This window comes from Lentzea albidocapillata (genome assembly GCF_000719115.1).
Lineage (GTDB): Bacteria > Actinomycetota > Actinomycetes > Mycobacteriales > Pseudonocardiaceae > Lentzea > Lentzea albidocapillata.
The window spans coordinates 176,342-195,170 of sequence record NZ_JOEA01000010.1 but is presented as its reverse complement, the minus strand read 5'-3'; the positions used below and the strand labels follow the sequence as shown (position 1 = coordinate 195,170).

Here is an 18,829-nt window from a genome sequence, read left to right as displayed (position 1 = left end):
TGCTCCATTTGATCTAGGGTGAGGGCCGATGTCCTGGTTGCGTCGGTTGCTGCTGCTCGCCGGTCTGGTGACCGGCGCCTGGCTGCTGGGCGGCGCAGGCGAGGCGAACGCCGACGTCCGGGTCGAGATCGACCAGCTCAAGGTCGAGGTCAAGCTCCCCGTCGTCGACATCGGCCTCAAGATCGCGACCACGCCGTCGCAGCAGCCCGACGCGCCCGTTCCGCCGAAGCCGGCACCCCGCGTCGAGACTCCAGAACCCACTGCGCCTCAGACACCGGCCCAAGTCGGCGCAGCGCCGGTGAAGGCCGAAGTGCCACAGCACGCGGAGCCGGAGCCAGAGCCGGAGACGGAGCCGCTGACGACGTGGCCCCCGAACTCCGTGCCGGTGCCGCAGCAGCCGCAACCGCAGGCCGAGCAGCCGATCCCCGGCACGCTCCCGCAGAGCGGCGCGGGGGCGTCGGCAGGCAGCACCCAGATTCCGGCGGACACGTTGCCGCACGCGATGCGGCCGCCCACCACTACGGCGTCTCTCGTCAGCACCGAACAGCAGGACGTGCCGCGCATCGCGCGCGCGGAGGAGCCGACGTTCTCCCCTGACTGATCCACACGTGCCGCACACAGCACAGGGATCCGTCACTTTCCAGGGAGAACAGTCATGCGCAAGAACCTCAACCGCACCATGTCCGCAGCTCTCCTGACCGGCGGCCTGATGGTCGCGACCGCCGGCTGGGCGCAGGCCGTTCCGGTGCCGCTCGACATCGACCAGGAGGTCCGCGTCGGCAACCTCGTCAGCGTCCCGGTGAAGGTCTGCGGCAACGCGATCAACGTGCTGGGCAACAGCGACGCCACGTGCGAGGAGAAGCCCGCCGCGCGCACCCAGGCCGACAAGGCGCTCGTCTCCGCGCCCGTCACGGTCTGCGGCAACTCGGTCGGCGTCGCCGGCGGTGGCAACGGCAGCTGCGGCCAGACGAAGCCCGAGGAGCCCAGCGGCACCATCGAGGCCCCCGTGACCGTCTGCGGCACCGCCGCGGGCGTGCTCGGCACCGCGAGCGGCGACTGCGGCAAGACCGAGACCCCCGAGCAGCCGGGCGAGAACCCGGAACAGCCGGAGCAGCCGGAGCAGCCGGGCGAGAACCCCGAGCAGCCCGGCGAGAACCCTGGCGAGAACCCCGGTAGCGAGAACCCCGGCAACGGCAACCCCGGCGGCGGCAACAACGGCGACAACTCCGGCAGCGGCAACACGGGCGACGACTCCGGCGCCGGCACCCCGCAGACCGGCGACAAGGCCTCGCGGCACGCCGCGGCGGTCATCCCGAACCTGTCGAAGACCGGCGCCGACCCGCTCGAGTTCCTCCTGGCGGGCCTCGGCCTGATGACCGCGGGCGTGATGGCCCGTCGCGGAGCGCGTCGCACGACCAAGGCCTGATCAAATATCTGATCGTTTTTCCCCAATCGCCCGGCGAGAGATTCTCTCGCCGGGCGATTGCTGTCTGCACTGTCGATCTCCGCAGGTCACCCGTCTGACTTCACCAATTCAGGTTTGGTGTGAGGTGTTGAGAAATGCGGCGATCAGGCGCATAGTCGATAGCGAGCTGGCAACCGGTAGGTAAATGAACGAGACCACCCGGAGGCCACGCCCAGAAGGGGTAGGTGGTGCTGTGCAGGTATCTCCTCGCTGTGGCGAAACGCGGTCTGTCGCATCCCCGCGAGCGGATCGGACGTGAACGGTCCGAGCGCGACTGTGTAGCGACGGACACGAGGTTTCGGGTGCCCAGGCGCCATCAGGCGTCGCTCGGTGCACTTCGACGCTGTTGAGCTCGGCTTCGGTGTCGTCTCATGGCGTCACCGGCTGAGCGCCACGCCAACCTTCGTGGGCCGTAGTCGTCACTTCCAAATGGGAAAGCCCAGGTGCGGTGCCCCGACGTCGGGTCCCGCACCTGGGCGTCTTTTGTGCTTTATGGTGTGCCGCCTACGGGTCCTTGGCATGGAGGCACGCGGTGCAGTTCAACGAAGGCGCGGAACTCGACCTTTCGCAGGTTTCGGACCAACGCGGCGTCGGCGGCCGGGTCGCCGGTGTCGGTGGTGGCCTCGGCGTGGTCGGTCTCATCATCTATTTCCTGTTCCAGCAGTTCACCGGCATCCAGCTGCCGGCGGGCGGGCTGGAGGGCCTGGGCAACAACACCCAGGTCGAGTCGGGCCAGCTGCTCGAGAAGTGCAGGACGGGCGCCGACGCGAACCGCGACAGCGACTGCCGGGTCGTGGCCACGATCAACTCGATCCAGGGCTTCTGGACCGACCAGTTCGCCCGCTCGGGCAACACCTACCAGGTCACCAAGACCAACTTCTTCCGCAACAGCGTGAACACCCGCTGCGGCAACGCCACCTCCGCGGTCGGGCCGTTCTACTGCCCCGCGGACTCCCAGGTGTACATCGACCTGGACTTCTTCAACGAGCTGCGCACCAAGTTCGGCGCGACGGGCGGCCCGTTCGTCGAGGCCTACGTGCTTGCCCACGAGTACGGCCACCACGTGCAGAACCTGCTCGGCACCTCGGACCGGGTCGGCCGCGAGACCGGCCCCACGTCGGGTTCGGTGCGTCTCGAACTGCAGGCCGACTGCTACGCGGGCGCCTGGGCCAAGGCCGCGACGACGGTTCCCTCGGCCAACGGCCAGCCGCTCATCTCGAACATCACCCAGGAGGACATCGACGCGGCACTGGACGCGGCGGCACGCATCGGTGACGACTTCATCCAGAGCGAGCTCGGCGGCGGGCGGGTCGACACGACCAAGTTCAGCCACGGCAGCTCGCAGCAGCGGCAGAAGTGGTTCACGACCGGGTTGCAGACGGGCGACCCCGCCCGCTGCAACACGTTCGACACGAACAACCTGGGCTAACGCAGAGCAGCCCGTTCCGCACGGGACGGGACGCCGTTCACGCCCTCGGTGGTGACGGCGTACGAGGCGATGACGTGGGCCGCGGCGGAAACGTTGCGGCCCAGCGCCTCCCGGTTGATGTTGCCGAGGTGGTCGCATGCGCGGTGGTAGCAGGGATCCATCTCCATGCCCGCCGTGCCGCCCCACTTCGCGGCCTGCGCCGCGGTCTTGACCTCGCCGCCGCCGGAGATGATGCCGCCCGCCGGGATGCCGAGCGCGGTGAACGAGCCGTAGTCGCTGGCACCACGCACGTTCAGGCCCTCCGGGCCGAGGTTCCGGGCCGTGTAGAAGTCGCTGAACGCCTTCTCGATGTGCTTCGACCCGTACGGCAGCCCGGGGTCGTTGTAGACGAAGTAGCCGGGGTTGGGCGAGCCGACCATGTCGAAGTTCAGGTACAGCGCGATGTCGAGCTGCTGCTCGAAGGTCAACGCCGAGGCGTAGGCGCGCGACCCGATCAGCCCGGCCTCCTCCGCTCCCCACCACGTGAAGCGCACGGCGTTGGGCAGCTTGGGCCGGGAGCCCATCTTCAGCGCCACTTCGAGCAGCGCGGCCGACCCGGACCCGTTGTCGTTCATGCCCGGCCCCGCGTCGACGCTGTCGAGGTGCGCCCCAGCCGTGACAACGTTGTCCTCGCGGCCCGTGCGGGTCTGCGCGATGACGTTGCGGTCGAGGTGGACCTCGTCGTGGTGGCGCAGGTCGAGCGTGACGGACTGCCCGGCCAGCGCGGCGAGCGCCGTGCCGTCGGCCTTCGAGGCGCTGCCGCCCGGGACCGTGCCGGGGATGCGCAGGTCGAGGTGGCCGTCGGCGTTGTTGGAGATGATCACGGCCGCCGCGCCCGCGTTCACCGCGTTGGCGTACTTGGCGACGAACGTGCAGGTACCGCGCCGGATCAACGCGACGGAGCCCTTGAAGTCCTGCCCGGCGAAGTCACTCGCCTCGCAACCGGGCGTGCCGTCCTCCGGCACGGCCCGCAACGGCGCGGTGAGGCCACCGTCCGGGGTGTTCGGGGTGCCGCCGAACGGCACGAGCTCGTGCGAGGCCCCGCCGATGGTCGCCCGGCCGGCGTCGTCGATCTTCCGCCTGACCTCGAACTCCGGTGTGGTCACGTCGAACCCGGCCTCGCGCAACCGCCCGGCCACGTAGTCGACGCTGGCCGCGTAGCCGGTGGTCGTCGCGGCCCGGTTGCCGCCGTGGGTGTCGGAGATGCGCTGGAACGCGACCAGGTGGCGTTGGGCGCCGTCCGCGCTCACCCGTGCGGAGAGGTCACGAGCGGGATCGGTGGCTGCGCTCGCTGTGGAGCCGAGCAGCACCAGGGACGAGGCCAGGGCTGTTACCGCGGTGATGGCACGCATGATCCCGACCTTGGCCCAGATGACCATGAGAGCGCTACCACCTGGGCCAAGTGAGATCAGCGGCGAGCCACGCCGCACGAGAGCGAAAGCGATCTACGGCTGGACGGAACGCGGCGTGGAGAAACGGATCATGTTGCCCGACGGGTCGCGGAACGCGCAGTCGCGCACGCCGTAGAACTGGTCGATCGGCTCCTGCAGCACCTCGGCCCCGGTCGCGCGCACCTGCTCGAACTTCGCGTCCACGTCGTCGAGCTCGAAGATCACGCCCTGCAGTGATCCCTTGGCCAGCAACGCCTCCAGCGCCTCGTGATCGGTCGGCGGCACGGGCGGGCCGATGCGGGACAGGCCGATCTCGACGTCGGGTTGCTCGGTGGGGCCGACGGTGAGCCAGCGGTAACCGTCCTCGATGGTGACGTCCGTGCGCACCTCGAGCCCGATGACGTCGCGGTAGAACTTCAGCGCGGCGTCCTGGTCGTGGACGAAAAGGAACGTGTGCGAAAGCTTCATGGGCGAAACCCTAGGCACGCGGTGAACGCGTCGCTTCTCGAAATCTGCTCGGCCGCGTCAAACCCATCAAATGGCATCCGGGCACCCCGGCCAGCGCGTCATGGGCGCGCGCCCGGTAGGCCGACGGCGTCTCCCCGACCAGTTCCGTGAACCGCGCGGAGAACGAGCCGAGCGAGGTACAGCCGACCTCGACGCACACCTCGGTCACGGACAGCGTTCCCAGGCGCAGCAACGCCTTGGCACGCTCGATCCGCCGCGTCATCAGGTAGCCGTACGGGGTCTCGCCGTACGCCGCGCGGAACTGGCGGGCGAAGTGCGACGGCGACATCAGCGCGGCACGGGCCATCGCGGGCACGTCCAGCGGCCGCGCGTACTCGCGGTCCATCAGGTCACGTGCCCGGCGCAGGTGCGCGAGGTCCTCGGGCGTCACGCGGACCAGCATGCCACCGCCATGAGCGCAGGGGAGTCCCCGCGATGCTCACGCTTTCCGCGCGCCCTTGGTTGCCAGGTTCGAAGAAAATCTTGAACGCTTTTTGGTCCTGCCTGAAACCCTTTCGGCATGTCGTGGACCTGCGGTACTTTCCGCGCGTCACTGGGGCTCGGGGGGAACCGTTGTCCATCAGATTTACCAGCCGTGCCGTACTCGGGATCGGTGTTTTCGGCACCGTCGTGGCGCTGGCGTTCAGCGCGACCTCCGCCTATGCGCAGAGCGAGCCCACGAGCACACCGCCCGCGTCCACCGCCACGTCCTCGGAGCCCGCGCCGCCGCCTCCGGTCCAGGCGCAGCAGCAGGACAGCGTTTCCGGAGTTCTGTACGCCGACAAGAACGACAACGGTGTGCAGGATCCCGGCGAGGCAGTCTCCGGTGGTTTTGTGTCGCTCCTGGGCGATGGCGATCCGGACAAGCGCTCGGCGAGGAGTGACGTGGACGGGAAGTTCATCTTCCGTGACCTCGCACCTGGCACCTACGCCCCGACCTACGCCCTGGACGACGGCTGGGTCGTGCACCACGTGAACGCCGGCGGCGACCTGATCACGGTCAGGGCGAACGAGACGACCCAGGTCACGGCACGTGCGGAGCGGCCGTACAGCGAGCAGATCGAGGTCAGCGCGACATTCGACCGCGAGAGCTACCGCCTCCCGGCGACCGCGAGGATCACGCTGAACTTCCGCAACACCGGCAACCGCAAGATCCACGGCATCAAACCGCGTTGCGACAGCCGGAACCGGCCGGACGGACTCGGCCGCGGCAAGGGCTGGGACGCGCTCCTGGCGAACGGCCTCACGCTCGGCGCCGGGCAGAAGTACACGATGTCGATCGACGAGGAGATCCCCGAAGCGGCGAGCCTGGTGGGCTCGGTGTCGCTCAACTGCGCGTTCGCACCCAACGCCGGCTGGAACACCGACGGTCCGACCATCAGCGTCCAGGCGCAGGCGAGTGGTGGCGCCGGCGCCTACACGATGGTGTTCGGCGAGGACAGGAACGCCGACGCACGCATCGATGGCAGCGAAGCGGTGGAAGGCCTCAAGGTCGTCCTGCTGGACGCGCGGACCGGGGCGTGGGTCGCCGACGCCACCAGCGGGGCGGACGGCAGGACCGAGTTCGGTGGTCTGCCGATCGGTGAGTACCGGGCCGTCGTCGTCGGGCCGTGGACGTTCACCGACGCAGGTCAGGAGCGGGTGGTCATCACCGGGAAGGGCGGGTTCGGGTACCGGTTCCTGAAGCCCGCGAGTCCCGCCGACCTGCGGGTCGAGGTCAAGCTGGACAAACCTCGCTACGAGTCGCACGAGACGGTTCACCTGGAGCTGACCATCACGAACATCGGTGGCCAGACCGCCGAACGGGTCGGGGTCGAATGGTTCGACGGACTGTCGTTTTCTGCCGAGCAGTGGGGAGAGTTCAGGCCGTCCGTCTCCGGTGGGCGGATCCCCGCCGGCGAGTCCCGCACTCTCAGCGCCTCGGGCCGGATCAGCGTCCTCGCCGACGGCAAGCTCGCGGTGGTGGGGGCCATTGCCCACCTCGGCATGCGGGACCCCTCCGGTTTCCGGGCCACGGCCGAGGTCGTGCGGACCACGGGCGATCTCGGCGGCGTCGTCTACACCGACGAGAACATCAACGGGCGGCTCGACCAGGGCGAGGTGGCGGCTGACGCCGAGGTCTGGCTCAGCGGTGGTGTCCCGCACACGTCCAAGCAGATCGTGACGGACGCCGAGGGCAGGTTCTCGGCGAAGGGCATCCCGTCCGGTGACTACAACATCAGCTTCCGGCTGGCCGGCGGGTGGATGGTGCACGCCGAGGACCAGAGCGCGAACGTGCGGGTGGAACCAGGCAGGCCCGTCGACCTGACCGTCCGGGCGGACCGCCCGTACACCGAACTGTTCGGGGCGACCGCCGAGCTGGACAAGATCTCCTACGTGCTGGGGGAGACCGCCAGGATCACCATCAGGTTCACCAGCACCGCCGGCCGCGAGATCCGCGGCATCAAGGCCATGTGCAACTTCGAAGGCGAGGTGAACCACTTCGGCGGCAACTTCGACAACCCGATGCCGCCGGGATGGGGAGATCTCCGCGAGGACAGTCCCGGTGTCACGCTCGCCGCCGGAGAGACGAAGACGATCATCGTCGAGGAAGTGGTGCCCCCTGGCGCCGCCATCTGGCAGATGGCGGCACTGGCCTGTCGCTTCGGGCCGGACCCCGTCGAGAACATCGACGTTCCCTTCGCCTTCGACTGGGCCGCTGTCCACGGCGGGATCGGTTCGTTGAAGGGCAGGCTCGCGCACGACCGCAACAACAACCGTGCCGTGGACCCCGGAGAGGCCGTCACCGATGCCCGCGTCCTGCTGATGACCGACAAGGAGTACGGCTTCCGGCTCGCGGAGACGGTTTCGGACGCGGACGGGGTGATGCACTTCGGTGAGCTGCCGCCCGGTGAGTTCTGGGCGTCGGTCGACGGACCGTGGAGGTTCGAGGGCGACGAGGGCCGTGCAGACATCAGGGGCGGCGAATTGACAGAACGTGACTTCTTCGTGGTGCCGGCCCCGCGCGTCACGCCACCAGGTGGTGATCAGCCCGCCAGCGGCGGCATGGGTGGTGTGCTCGCCAAAACGGGTGCCGGCGTGCTCGGACTCGGAGCGCTCGCCGTGCTCCTCGTGGCGTTCGGTCTCGGCGCTCGCGTCGCCGGCCGCCGCAAGACTTCCTGATCCACCAACGCCTGTTGTTCACAACACTGTCCAGAGTGGATTTCCGGAAACGGGAACACTTTTCCCCGCTGGAGTTCTTGAGGTAGGTTGCGCGTGTCTGCTGGGCGCGTGCGGGGGCTCTGACGCCGGTGGACCACCACTACCGGGGTCTATGGGGGATTCTTTTGTCCGAGAGATCGGTCAGCCGTGCCCTGCTCAGATTTGGGGCCTTGACCACTGCTGTCGTCCTCGCGTTCGGCACCGCCACCACCGGTGCACACGCGCAGGACCCGGAAACGCCGACGTCGGTCGTCGAGCCGACGCAGACGACCGAGCCGACGCAGACGACCGAACCGACGCAGACGACCGAACCGAGCACGCCACCGGCGGAGCCGAGCACGCCACCGAGCGAGCCGTCCACGCCACCGGCCGACCCGTCAACGCCGCCGAGCGAGCCGGAGACGCCGCCGTCCACCACCCCGTCCACCCCGGACACCAAGCCGGAGGACGAGAAGAAGGACGTGCCGCCGGCCATCGCCCCCTCGGCCGAGCCGCGCGCCGACCTGGCCGTGACCGTGACGCCCGACCGCGCCGAGTTCCCGGCGGGCGAGGACCTCGGTCTCACGCTCACCGTGAAGAACAAGGGCGACGCGCTCGCGTCGAACATCCGGCTCGGCTACGAGAGCACGCAGGCGTGGCTGGTCTCCGGCGCAAGTGACCTGGGCGGCCGCCCGTCGCTCGCGCCCGGTACGGAGAAGTCCTTCCGGGTCGTGCTGCGCCCGTCGAACCCGACCACCGAGTCGGTGCCCTTCCAGTTCCGCGCGACCGTCGACGGCATCGCCGACCCGACGCCGGGGGACAACGGCAGGGACGTGAGCCTGCGGATCCACCAGATCAAGGGTTCCGCGTCCGGCGTGATCTACGTCGACGCGAACAACAACGGCGCGTTCGACCAGGGCGAGGGCCTCCCGAACACGTACTTCGTCGCGAAGGGCGGCACGCCGGCCGGCGACGTCTGGGGCCACGGCGACTCCAACGGTGTGTTCAAGGTGTGGAGCGCCGTCACCGGCAAGTACACGATCTCGCAGGTCGGGAACGACCAGCGAGCCGTGAAGCCCGGTCACAACGAGTTCGTGATCGAGGCCGGCCAGGAGACGTACTTCGAGGTGCCCGTGGTGGCGCCGGTGCGCGAGTCGTTGACGGCGACCATGTCGTTCGCCAAGCCGACGTACCACGCCAGCGAGAAGCCCAGCCTGAACATCACGCTGAAGAACTCCGGTGCCCTGCCGCTCGAACGCATCGTCGCGGTCTGCAGCGGCAGCAGCCCCGAGTTCCTCAGCAGCGACAACTTCTCGGCGTTGCGCCCGGACGGCCCCGGTGTCACGGTGCCGGCCCGCGGCGAGCTGACGGTGTCCGTCACCACGGACATGCCGAAGCTGACCAACCCGTGGATCTACGCCAACTGCTTCTTCGGCAACCAGGGCCGCAACGCCAACGGTGCCGCGTACGGGGGCAACGTCCGCGCGGACGTCACCGGCGTGAACGGTGCGTTCGAGGGCAAGGTCGTCAACGCCGAGAACGGTGATCTCCTCCGCAACGCGGTCGTCAACGTGCTCGACCCGGTCACGCGGCGTCCGGTCAAGGACACCATCGTGGTCGACTGGAACGGCAACCTGAGGATCTACAGCCTCAACCCCGGCAAGGTCGTGCTGCAGGTCGCGGGCAAGTGGAAGCCGCAGGACGGCAACGAGTTCGTCGTCGACATCGTCGCGGACCAGACGGTCAAGCGTGACCTCAACGTCGTGCCGAGCGACGTCGACGTGCCCGACGTCAGCCACCGTCCGACCATCACCGTCGCGGTGAGTTTCGACAAGCCGTCGTACGACATCGCCGAGCCGATGCGCGCCACGATCACCGTGAAGAACGTCGGCAGGGGTCACGAGGCCCAGGTCGGCCTGCGCGTCGGCCAGTTGACGCCGGACCTCCGCAACATGCTCGAGTTCGACCGGTCGCAGTTCGGTGACCTGGGCGACGAGAGCAAGAAGGTGTACCTGTGGCCCGGTGAGAGCCGGGAGATCACCGTCGTGGGCACCGCCGGGTGGCTGAACAGCGACAACAGGGTCAGCCTGCCGGTCCAGGTCTTCACGCCGATCAACTACGGCTCTGGCGCCTCCAACGCCACCGCGACCGCCACCGTCACGTACCTCAGCGGTGACGCCGCGATCGTGCTGTACGCCGACGCGAACAAGAACAAGCAGAAGGACGCGGGCGAACAGCCGTTCCCGAACGTCGAGGTGTCCGTCAGCGGCGGCACCCGGCCGGGTTGGTGGGGCACCGCCAAGACCGACGAATCCGGTCGTGCGTCGTTCAAGAACATCCCGGTCGGCGTGTACAACTTCTACGCCTCCTACCCGGACGGCTGGGTGCGGCCCGGCTCCTACACCGACAGGTTGACCGTCAGCGCCGGCACCGAGTCGGTGCTGGAGGTCGGTGCGGAGCGTCCGCTGTCCGACAAGTTCTTCGCGACGCTGAACTTCACGAAGGACGAGTACGCGGCCGACGAGAACTGGGAAGCCGTGATCACCCTGGAGAACAAGACCGGCGCCGACCTGCCCGTCGTGAACGCGCTCTGCAGCGGCCCGGGCTCGCCCGGTGAGATCTACAACAGCGGTCCCGGCTGGGGCGCGCTCGCGTGGGACGGTGGCGGCGTGTCGGTCCCGAACGGCGAGAAGCGCACGTTCCGGGTCACCGGTCCGCTGCCGGAAGAGGCGGCGTCCATCGGCTTCGCCACCCTCGGGTGCAGCTTCGCTCCCGACTTGGCCGATCCCGGTGCTCCGGGCGCCGGTGACGACCTGAAGGTGGTCGGCCTGCGCGCCGACGCCTTGGGCCTGCTGGTGACGGTGGACGAGAACGGCTACCTGCCGAAGCCCGGGATGACCGTCATCGTGGCCGAGTACGGCACGAAGAAGGTTGTCGCGCGCACGATCACCGACGCCGAGGGCAAGTTCGGCGTCTCGCAGCTGCCGGTCGGCCGCTACGACCTGATCGTGCCGGGTCCGTGGAAGGTCGAGATTCCCCGGATGGGCCCGTGGTTCCTGGTCAGCGTCGGCGGTGAGCACGAGGTGCAGCTGTTCCAGCTCGTTCCGGGACCCGAGGTCGAGGACCCCGGCTACCAGCTGCCGGAGGACCAGAAGCCTGCCGTGGTCACGCCGGTCGCGTCCGGTGGTGGCGGTTCGGCTGACGTGCTCGCCAAGACCGGAGCGTCCGTCCTGGGCCTCGGCCTGCTCGGCGCGCTGCTCGTGGCGTTCGGCTTCGGCGCCAGCCTGATCGGCCGCCGCAAGGTCGCGTAACCGAACGAATCCCAACAGGCCCGGTGCTCACTTTGAGTGCCGGGCCTGTTGTCATGAGCGCCACACTTCGCTGGTCCGAACGGAGTGTTAGCGTCGCGAACCATCGGGTACCTGGGGGTGGACGTGACGGTCTGGGAAGCAATCGCGGTGGTGATCGCGGGTGTGTTCGCAGGCGGGATCAACACCGTCGTGGGCAGCGGCACCCTCGTGACGTTCCCGGTGCTGCTCGCCGTCGGCTATCCGCCCGTGGTGGCGAACGTGTCCAACAGCCTCGGTCTCGTGCCCGGTTCGCTGTCCGGCGCTTGGGGTTACCGCGAGGAGCTGAAGGGGCAGTCGGACCGCATCAAGCGCCTGCTGCCCGCGTCCATCCTGGGCGGCATCCTCGGCGCGATTCTGCTGGTTACGTTGCCGGACAAGGCATTCACGGCGATCGTGCCGGTGCTGATCGTGATCGCGCTGGTCCTCGTGCTCATCCAGCCGTGGCTCAACCGCAAGCTCGCGCACCGGCGCAACGACAACGATGGCGGCGTGCTGCTGTGGTTCGGCGTCTTCGCCGCCGGCATCTACGGCGGCTACTTCGGTGCCGCGCAGGGCGTGCTGGTCATGGGCATCATGGGCGTGCTCGTCAGCGAGCACCTGCAGCGGATGAACGCGCTGAAGAACGTGCTCACCGCGTTCGTGAACCTCGTCGCCGGCGTCCTGTTCATCTTCATCGCCGACGTGGCGTGGCTGGTCGTGCTGCTGCTGGCCGTCGGGTCCGTGGTCGGCGGCCAGATCGGTGCCAAGATCGGCCGCAAACTCCCACCCGCCGTGTTGCGCGGCGTCATCGTGGTGGTGGGAGTCGCGGCGATCGTTCAGCTGCTCATGAAGTGAACGTGCGAGCCGCGGCCAGGAACGCGTCGTTCTCGTGCGGCTCGCCGATGGTCACCCGGGCACCCTCGCCGACGAACGCGCGCACGACGACCTTGTGCGCCAAGCAGTGCTCGTTGAACGCGCCCGTGCGCTCGCCCAGCGGCAGCCACACGAAGTTCGCCTGGGTCTCCGGCACATCGAAGCCCATGGCCAGCAGTTCGGCGCGCACGCGACCCCGTTCCGCCACGATCGCGCGGCAGCGGACCATCAGCTCGTCCTCGGCGTCCAGCGAGGCCATCGCGGCCACCTGCGCCAGCGCGTTCACCGAGAACGGCACGTACACCTTGCGCAGCACGTCGGCGACGACCGGCGGCGCGACCGCGTAGCCGATCCGCAGGCCCGCGAGGCCGTACGCCTTCGAGAACGTCCGCAGCACGGCGACGTTGTTGTGGCCCGCGGCCCACTGCTGCTTCGCGAGCTCGACGCCGTCCGGGATGTGGGCGTCGTCGACGAACTCCTTGTACGCCTCGTCGAGCACCACGAGCACGTCGCGCGGCACGCGAGCGATGAACGCCTCGATCTCGTCGGTGCGCAGCGCGGTGCCGGTCGGGTTGTTCGGGTTGCAGACGAAGACCATCCGCGTGTTCGGCGTGATCGCCGCGAGCATCGCGTCGAGGTCGTGCGTGTGCTCCGAGTTCAGCGGCACACGGATCTGCCGCGCGCCCGCCACGTGCGTGACGATCGGGTAGGCCTCGAACGACCTCCACGCGAACAGGACCTCGTCGTTCTCGGTGCAGGTGGCCTGGACGAGCTGCTGGCACAGGGTCACCGAGCCGCAGCCGAGCGCCAGGTGGTCGGCGGGCACGCCGAGTTTGTCGGCCAGCCGCCCGGTGAGTTCAACGGCGCCCGAATCGGGGTACCTGTTGATGCTGGTGGCCGCTTCGGCGATCGCTTTGACGACGCTGGGAAGCGGTCCGGCCGACACCTCGTTGCTCGCGAGCTTGATGGCGCCGGGGATGGTCCTGCCAGGCACGTAGGACGGCAGGGACGCCAGGTCAGCACGGGTTCGCACGGTCATGGACCCGATCCTCGCATTGCTCCGTCCGATTGGTCACGTTGACTGGAGTTCACCCCCTCGTGGAAGGGTGGGAATCATGACCACTACCCGCACCGAGACGCTTTCCCTCACCGACGGCCGTGAGCTGCGGGTGACGATCGCCGAACCCGACTCCGCCGTGCGGGGCGGGCTCGTGGTGCTGCACGAGGCCCGCGGTATCACCGCGGGTGTGCGCACCCTCGTCAGCAGCCTCGCCGACGAGGGCTGGCTCGCGATAGCGCCGCACCTCTACGACGCGGACCGGGTGCACGGTGACGACATCAAGGACCAGGTCAGCAAGCTCAACGGCGACCGGCTGCTCGCGGACACCGACGTCGCGTTCGTCTGGCTGGGCCAGCAGGGCGTGGACGCCGACCGGATGGGCGTCGTCGGGTTCGACATCGGCGGCACCGTCGCCATGGTGGTCGCCGCCAGCCGCACGATCGGCGCCGCCGTCACCGTGCAGGCGCCCGGCATCCTCGAGCCGCTCTCGGACGGCCTTCCGGCGCTGGTGGACGTGGCGGGCGACCTCACGTGCCCATGGCTCGGCATCTTCAGCGACGAGGAGTCGGAAGAAGTGAGCAAGCTTCGTGATGCTGTGATCAGCTCCGAAACCGCGTCCGATCTGGTTCGTTTCACTGTTTCGAGTGACGAAGCGTGGGTTCGTGCGTTGAACTGGTTCGACGCTCACATGAGGTAAGGGTCTTTCCGGCGGATTGGAACCGAACCGTCCTCCAGGTACATCTAAGGAGTGCTTCGGACGGCTGACTGGGTGTAGCTGCGCGTAACACCCAGTGCTGCGGTGACGAGTTAGCAGTGCAGGGGGTTACTAGGGATGGCTGAAGGCACTGGGACAGGTACCGGGACGACTGGCGCGGCGACGACGGACACCGTGCCGCCGGCGCAACCGCCGGCGGTGACACCGGAGGTCACGACGTCGACCACCGTGCCGATCACGGCTGAGCAGCTGGCGGCGGTGAAGCCTGTTCTCCAGCAGCAGATGCTCGCGGACAAGGCGGAGGCGAGCCATGCCGCGGCCAAGCTCGACCAGGCGGCGGACAACGGGAAGCTGACGCTCGACGTCGACGCGGCGGACGCGTTGATCAAGGCCGTCGATGCGGCCCGGGACCAGGTGATGGACCTGTGGAAGCGCGCCACCGACCAGCTGGCCACACCGCTGCAGCTGGGGGAGAACCCGGTCGCCAAGGCGATCAGCGCGCGGTTCTCCGACCTGGCCGTCGGTGAGGACTCGGGTGCCGCCAAGGCGTTGCTGGACCTCTTCAAGGTCCTCGACGACATCAGCAACGCCCTGCGCCGCAACCGCGACACCATTCGCGACGCCGACGAAGAGGCCGAGAAGTCGATGAAGAACGCCGGGGGGTCCTGGTGAGCCACGGATCGCACGACAACAAGGGCAACGGAGACCGGGACGGCAAGTCGTCGCACCACGGCGACGGCAAGTACGACCGCAGCGACCTGCACGAGCCGGTCGACTGGATGACGTACACCCACGAGCAGCTCTACAAAATGGTCCACACGGGCGTGAACCTCGACGGTGCCCAGGCCGCAGCCACGAACTGGCAGAAGATCGGCGAGGACATCGCCGGCGTGCGCACGGGCCTGCTCAAGGCCGTCGAGGACTCGTCGGTCGGCTGGGACAGCGAGTCGGCCCGGCTCGCCCGTGACGGTCTGACCGAGGTCACCAACTGGGTCGACGACACCGCGAACTACGCGACCAAGGTCTCGGCCGCGATCACGACCGAGACCAGCAACGTCGAAGCCGCGCGTGCCGCGATGCCGCCGCCTCCCAAGGCGCCGGAACCGCCGGTGCCCGCGGAGACGACGCTGCCGAGGCCGGTGCTGCAGGACAGGTTGCGGACGGTCGACCAGGTCGACGGTTTCGGGTCCGCGAGCCTGCGGGAACCGCGTCTGATCGCGCAGCCGCAGACCGAGTTCGCCGGCTTCGAGACCATCGGCAGCAGCCCCGTCGACGCCCTCGCGGCCAACGACGCCTCGCACCGCCGCGCGGCGGACGTGATGGCGGCGTTCCAGCGCAACTCGGCCGCGGTCGACCAGACCGTGCCCGCGCAGTTCACGCCTCCCGTCAACCCGATCAATCCGACCCCGGTCGGCGGCGACCTCACCGGCCGCACGCCGGCGACGCCCTCGGACGGCGCGGGCGGTGGCGCGGGTGCTCCCGTCGCGACCGGCACGCAGAACCAGAACCGCGGCACCACGAACACGTCCTCGCGCTATGGCGGAGGTGCCGGTGGCCGTGGTGGCGCCGGAGGGTTCGGCGGCTTCGGCGGCGGCATGGCCCGTCCGTTCGGCTCCGGCAGCGGCAACCAGGGCGCTGCCGCCAGCGGCGCCGGCGGTGCCGCGTCCGCCGGTGGCTCGGCCGGTGTGAGCGAGGGCTCGCGCGGTGGTGGCGCCGGTGGTGCCGCAGCTGCGGCCTCGGCCGCACCCGGCAACACGACCAAGGCGTTCCAGAACCCGCTCGCGATGGGCGGCGCGCCGATGGCCGGTGCCCCCGTGGCCGGCGGCGGCCAGAACGACTCGAAGGAACACAAGACGGCGAGCTACCTGGAAGAGGACGACAACGTCTTCGGTCTGGACCGCAAGGCGGCCCCGCCGGTGATCGGTCAGTGACCGACCGCCAGTACACGGTGAGCTCGCAGGAGTTCTTCCTGCTGTGGCAGGCCGTGCACGGCGAGGACCGCGTCGTGCCGCTCGGCACGCCCCACGTCGGGGCCACCCGGGCGGCGCGGCAGCGTCTCGTCGACGAGAGTTCACGGACGTTGCAGGCTCGCCGGCTGGGCACGGTGCAGCGCCCGGATCCTGACCTGAGGGCGTTGATCAGCGGCCTCGGTGAGTTCGACCGGGCGTTGGAGATCGCGTACTTCAAGGGCACCGAACTGGCCCGCGGCATCGCGTGCGCCGGCTGGGGCGGTGTCTTCGCCGCCCGCGTGAACGGCGAGGTGCACCTGTACCCGTTCCACCCGACGTCGCTGGCCTCGGCAACGGTGTCATCGTTGCCAGGTCTCGCACCGGGCACCGGCCGTGCCGTGAACGTGCGCTGGGACGACTACGTCCGCGCGGGCCAGGCGGGCGAGCAGGACGGCAAGCAGGCGTTCCTGGAGATCCTGCGCGACGCGGGCATCCGCGAGCCCGAGGCGCACAACCTGATGCGGATCGTCACGTCCCGCATCGGCGGCGGCGAACTGGGCCTGACCGCCCGCAACCGCGACGGCGTGCCGCGCCCGACCGGCCGATCGGTGCAGTGGCTCGACACCCGAGAGGGCCGCTACCTCCTGCGCAGGCAGGACGGCTGGCTGGTGCTGGCCCCGGCCGACGCCTCACGCCTGACCAGCGCCGTCGACGAGTTGATCGCGGCGGGATAGTTCCACACCGGTGGGCTACCGCAAGTCCGCCAATCACACATGGACGTGCGGTTGTGCCTCGGTTAGACATGGGGCATGACCGACACCGACGTCGAACTGCTGTGGCGCCCGGACCCCACGAGGGACAACGGGATGACCGCTTTTCGGACCTGGCTCTCCGAGCAGGGCCGCGACCTCCCCGACTACGAGTCGCTGTGGGAGTGGTCCGTCTCAGACCTCGAGGGGTTCTGGGGCGCCATAGCTTCGTACTTCGACGTCAGGTTCCACACCGAACCGTCACGCGTGCTGGGTTCCACGGAGATGCCCGGCGCCGAATGGTTCCCCGGTTCCACCCTGAACTACGCCGAGCATGCGCTGCGCCGCGGAGGCGACGACGACCTCGCCGTGATCTTCCATCGCGAAGACGGCGTCACATCTTCTTTGACGTTCGGCACGCTGCGCTCGCGCGTGGCCGCTTTCCGGGCCGCATTGGCCTCCCTGGGCGTCTCCAAGGGCGACCGGGTGGTCGCGCTGGTCCCCAACGCCCCCGAGGCCCTCATCGCCTTCCTGGCGGCCGCCTCGCTCGGCGCCACGTGGTCGTCCTGCTCCCCGGACTTCGGCGCCCGCGCCGTGGCCGACCGCTTCACCCAGATCGAGCCCGTGGTGTTCGTGGCGGTCTCCGGCTACGTCTACAACGGACGGTCGTTCGACTGCCGCCCGGTCGTGGAGGAGATCCGCGCGCAGATCCCGTCGCTGCGCGCCACGGTCCTGATCGACTACCTGGACAACGGCTCGACCCTGCCGGACACGCTGTCGTTCACGGAGCTGGTGGCCGCTCACCAGGGCGCCCCGCTGGAGTTCACCCCGGTGCCGTTCGACCACCCGCTGTGGGTGCTCTACTCGTCCGGCACCACGGGCCTGCCCAAGGGCATCGTCCAGGGCCACGGCGGCATCGTCCTGGAACACCTCAAGATGCTGGGCCTGCACAGCGACCTCGGCCCCGGCGACCGCTTCTTCTGGTTCACCACCACCGGCTGGATGATGTGGAACTACCTGGTGGGCGCCCTCATGGTCGGCACCACCATCGTCCTGTACGACGGCAGCCCGGCGTTCCCGTCGCTGAATGTGTTGTGGCACTTGGCCGAACAGCACCGCGTGACCTACTTCGGCACCTCGGCCCCGTACGTCCAGTCGTGCCTGAAGGAGGGCATCGACCCGTCCTCCCGCTACGACCTGACGGGCCTGCGCGTCGTCGGCTCGACCGGCGCACCCCTGACCCCTGAAGGCTTCCGCTGGATCGCCTCCGCCGTCGGCAAGGACGTCCAGATCGCCTCGGTCTCCGGCGGAACCGACCTCTGCACCGCCTTCGTGGCAGCCTCCCCGGACCGCCCCGTCTGGCTGGGCGAACTCTCCTGCCGAGCCCTCGGCGCCGCGGTCTACGCGTACAGCGAGTCCGGTACCGCGCTGGACAACGAGGTCGGCGAACTCGTCATCACCAAGCCGATGCCGTCCATGCCGGTCTACTTCTGGGGCGATGAGGACGGCTCACGCCTCCGCGACGCGTACTTCGACACATATCCCGGAATCTGGCGCCACGGCGACTGGATCCGCATCACCCCGCGAGGCTCGGCGGTGATCTACGGCCGCTCCGACTCGACCCTGAACCGCGGCGGCGTCCGCATGGGCACCTCGGAGTTCTACCGCGTGGTCGAGTCCATCGAGGGCGTCGTCGACTCCCTGGTGATCGACACCTCGGGCGTGACCGAGGGCGAACTCCTCTGCTTCGTCGTGCTGGACGGAGTAACGCTGCCCGACGTGGAACCGTTGCTACGCCGTGAATTGCGCGCGTCGTTGTCCCCCCGTCACGTCCCGAACCGCTTCGTGGCCGTGGCCGAGATCCCCAGGACTCTCAACGGCAAGAAGTGCGAGGTCCCGGTCAAGAAGATCCTCGCCGGCATGGACCCGGACCGAGCCGTCAGCCGGGGCGCGCTCCGCAATCCCGAGTCCCTCCAACCGTTCCTGGAAATCGCTGCGGAATGATCTAGGTCACTCCGCGCGCGGCGACCAGGACTTTAACGCCCCTCTTCACCCCTCTGAACGTGCTCTGACCAGCAGGTTCTGGTGTTGAAGGGGGGCGTTTTGCAACTCGGTTGAGGACCTGTGTAACCTATGTCCCGTG

The 18,829-nt window shown here is 68.9% G+C and carries 15 protein-coding genes; 11 read left to right on the top strand and 4 right to left on the bottom strand.

All coding sequences use genetic code 11. The annotated features are described in order from the left end of the window. Positions 1-28 precede the first annotated feature (28 nt). The 3 genes from IG04_RS0117300 (at position 29) to ypfJ (ending at position 2,894) form a co-directional block, all read left to right on the top strand. Entirely contained in the window at positions 29-601 is a 573-nt protein-coding gene (locus IG04_RS0117300) for a superantigen-like protein SSL4 (protein ID WP_030477689.1), read from the top strand. A 54-nt stretch (positions 602-655) separates the two neighbouring features. Beyond that, positions 656-1,426 (top strand): hypothetical protein, encoded by a 771-nt coding sequence (locus IG04_RS0117295; RefSeq protein ID WP_030477688.1) that lies wholly within the window; start codon positions 656-658, stop codon positions 1,424-1,426. Between the two features lie 571 nt (positions 1,427-1,997). Beyond that, positions 1,998-2,894, top strand: a complete 897-nt coding sequence (gene ypfJ / locus IG04_RS0117290; RefSeq protein WP_030477687.1) for a KPN_02809 family neutral zinc metallopeptidase — start codon at positions 1,998-2,000, stop codon at positions 2,892-2,894. Here ypfJ and IG04_RS0117285 read toward each other — a convergent pair. The 3 genes from IG04_RS0117285 to IG04_RS0117275 all read right to left on the bottom strand — a co-directional run bounded on the left by IG04_RS0117285 (position 2,891) and on the right by IG04_RS0117275 (position 5,234). After that, positions 2,891-4,312, bottom strand: coding sequence for a M28 family peptidase (locus IG04_RS0117285; RefSeq protein WP_051770080.1), 1,422 nt, complete (start codon positions 4,310-4,312; stop codon positions 2,891-2,893). The genes ypfJ and IG04_RS0117285 overlap by 4 nt on opposite strands. Before the next feature lie 66 nt (positions 4,313-4,378). After that, positions 4,379-4,792, bottom strand: coding sequence for a VOC family protein (locus tag IG04_RS0117280; RefSeq protein WP_030477685.1), 414 nt, complete (start codon positions 4,790-4,792; stop codon positions 4,379-4,381). A 10-nt stretch (positions 4,793-4,802) separates the two neighbouring features. Beyond that, positions 4,803-5,234 carry a helix-turn-helix transcriptional regulator gene (locus IG04_RS0117275; RefSeq protein WP_030477684.1) on the bottom strand — a complete coding sequence of 144 codons (432 nt, stop codon included), beginning with the start codon at positions 5,232-5,234 and terminating at the stop codon, positions 4,803-4,805. A gap of 170 nt (positions 5,235-5,404) precedes the next feature. Between IG04_RS0117275 and IG04_RS0117270 the strand changes: the two genes are divergently transcribed. From IG04_RS0117270 to IG04_RS0117260, 3 genes are all read left to right on the top strand, one after another. Next, the gene (locus tag IG04_RS0117270) at positions 5,405-7,993 is read left to right on the top strand and encodes an SdrD B-like domain-containing protein (RefSeq protein ID WP_159460508.1); all 2,589 of its coding nucleotides are present in this window, start codon (positions 5,405-5,407) and stop codon (positions 7,991-7,993) included. 209 nt (positions 7,994-8,202) lie between these two features. Further along, positions 8,203-11,322: a hypothetical protein gene (locus IG04_RS0117265; RefSeq protein WP_030477682.1), complete on the top strand. Its 3,120-nt coding sequence runs from the start codon at positions 8,203-8,205 to the stop codon at positions 11,320-11,322. A 123-nt stretch (positions 11,323-11,445) separates the two neighbouring features. Continuing rightward, positions 11,446-12,195, top strand: a complete 750-nt coding sequence (locus IG04_RS0117260; RefSeq protein WP_030477681.1) for a sulfite exporter TauE/SafE family protein — start codon at positions 11,446-11,448, stop codon at positions 12,193-12,195. Here IG04_RS0117260 and hisC read toward each other — a convergent pair. Continuing rightward, the gene (hisC, locus tag IG04_RS0117255; RefSeq protein ID WP_030477680.1) at positions 12,185-13,252 is read right to left on the bottom strand and encodes a histidinol-phosphate transaminase; all 1,068 of its coding nucleotides are present in this window, start codon (positions 13,250-13,252) and stop codon (positions 12,185-12,187) included. The genes IG04_RS0117260 and hisC overlap by 11 nt on opposite strands. 76 nt (positions 13,253-13,328) lie before the next feature. Between hisC and IG04_RS0117250 the strand changes: the two genes are divergently transcribed. The 5 genes from IG04_RS0117250 to IG04_RS0117230 all read left to right on the top strand — a co-directional run bounded on the left by IG04_RS0117250 (position 13,329) and on the right by IG04_RS0117230 (position 18,690). Beyond that, complete coding sequence (locus IG04_RS0117250; protein WP_030477679.1) at positions 13,329-13,970, top strand: dienelactone hydrolase family protein; 642 nt, start codon at positions 13,329-13,331, stop codon at positions 13,968-13,970. Positions 13,971-14,105: 135 nt separating this feature from the next. Next, on the top strand, positions 14,106-14,660 hold the full coding sequence (locus tag IG04_RS44035; protein WP_144065618.1) for a hypothetical protein: 555 nt from the start codon (positions 14,106-14,108) through the stop codon (positions 14,658-14,660). Next, the gene (locus IG04_RS48620) at positions 14,657-15,919 is read left to right on the top strand and encodes a PPE domain-containing protein (protein ID WP_030477677.1); all 1,263 of its coding nucleotides are present in this window, start codon (positions 14,657-14,659) and stop codon (positions 15,917-15,919) included. The genes IG04_RS44035 and IG04_RS48620 overlap by 4 nt, the downstream gene beginning before the upstream one ends. Next, positions 15,916-16,671, top strand: coding sequence for an ESX secretion-associated protein EspG (locus tag IG04_RS0117235; protein WP_030477676.1), 756 nt, complete (start codon positions 15,916-15,918; stop codon positions 16,669-16,671). The genes IG04_RS48620 and IG04_RS0117235 overlap by 4 nt, the downstream gene beginning before the upstream one ends. A gap of 75 nt (positions 16,672-16,746) precedes the next feature. After that, positions 16,747-18,690: an acetoacetate--CoA ligase gene (locus tag IG04_RS0117230; RefSeq protein WP_030477675.1), complete on the top strand. Its 1,944-nt coding sequence runs from the start codon at positions 16,747-16,749 to the stop codon at positions 18,688-18,690. Positions 18,691-18,829 lie beyond the last annotated feature (139 nt).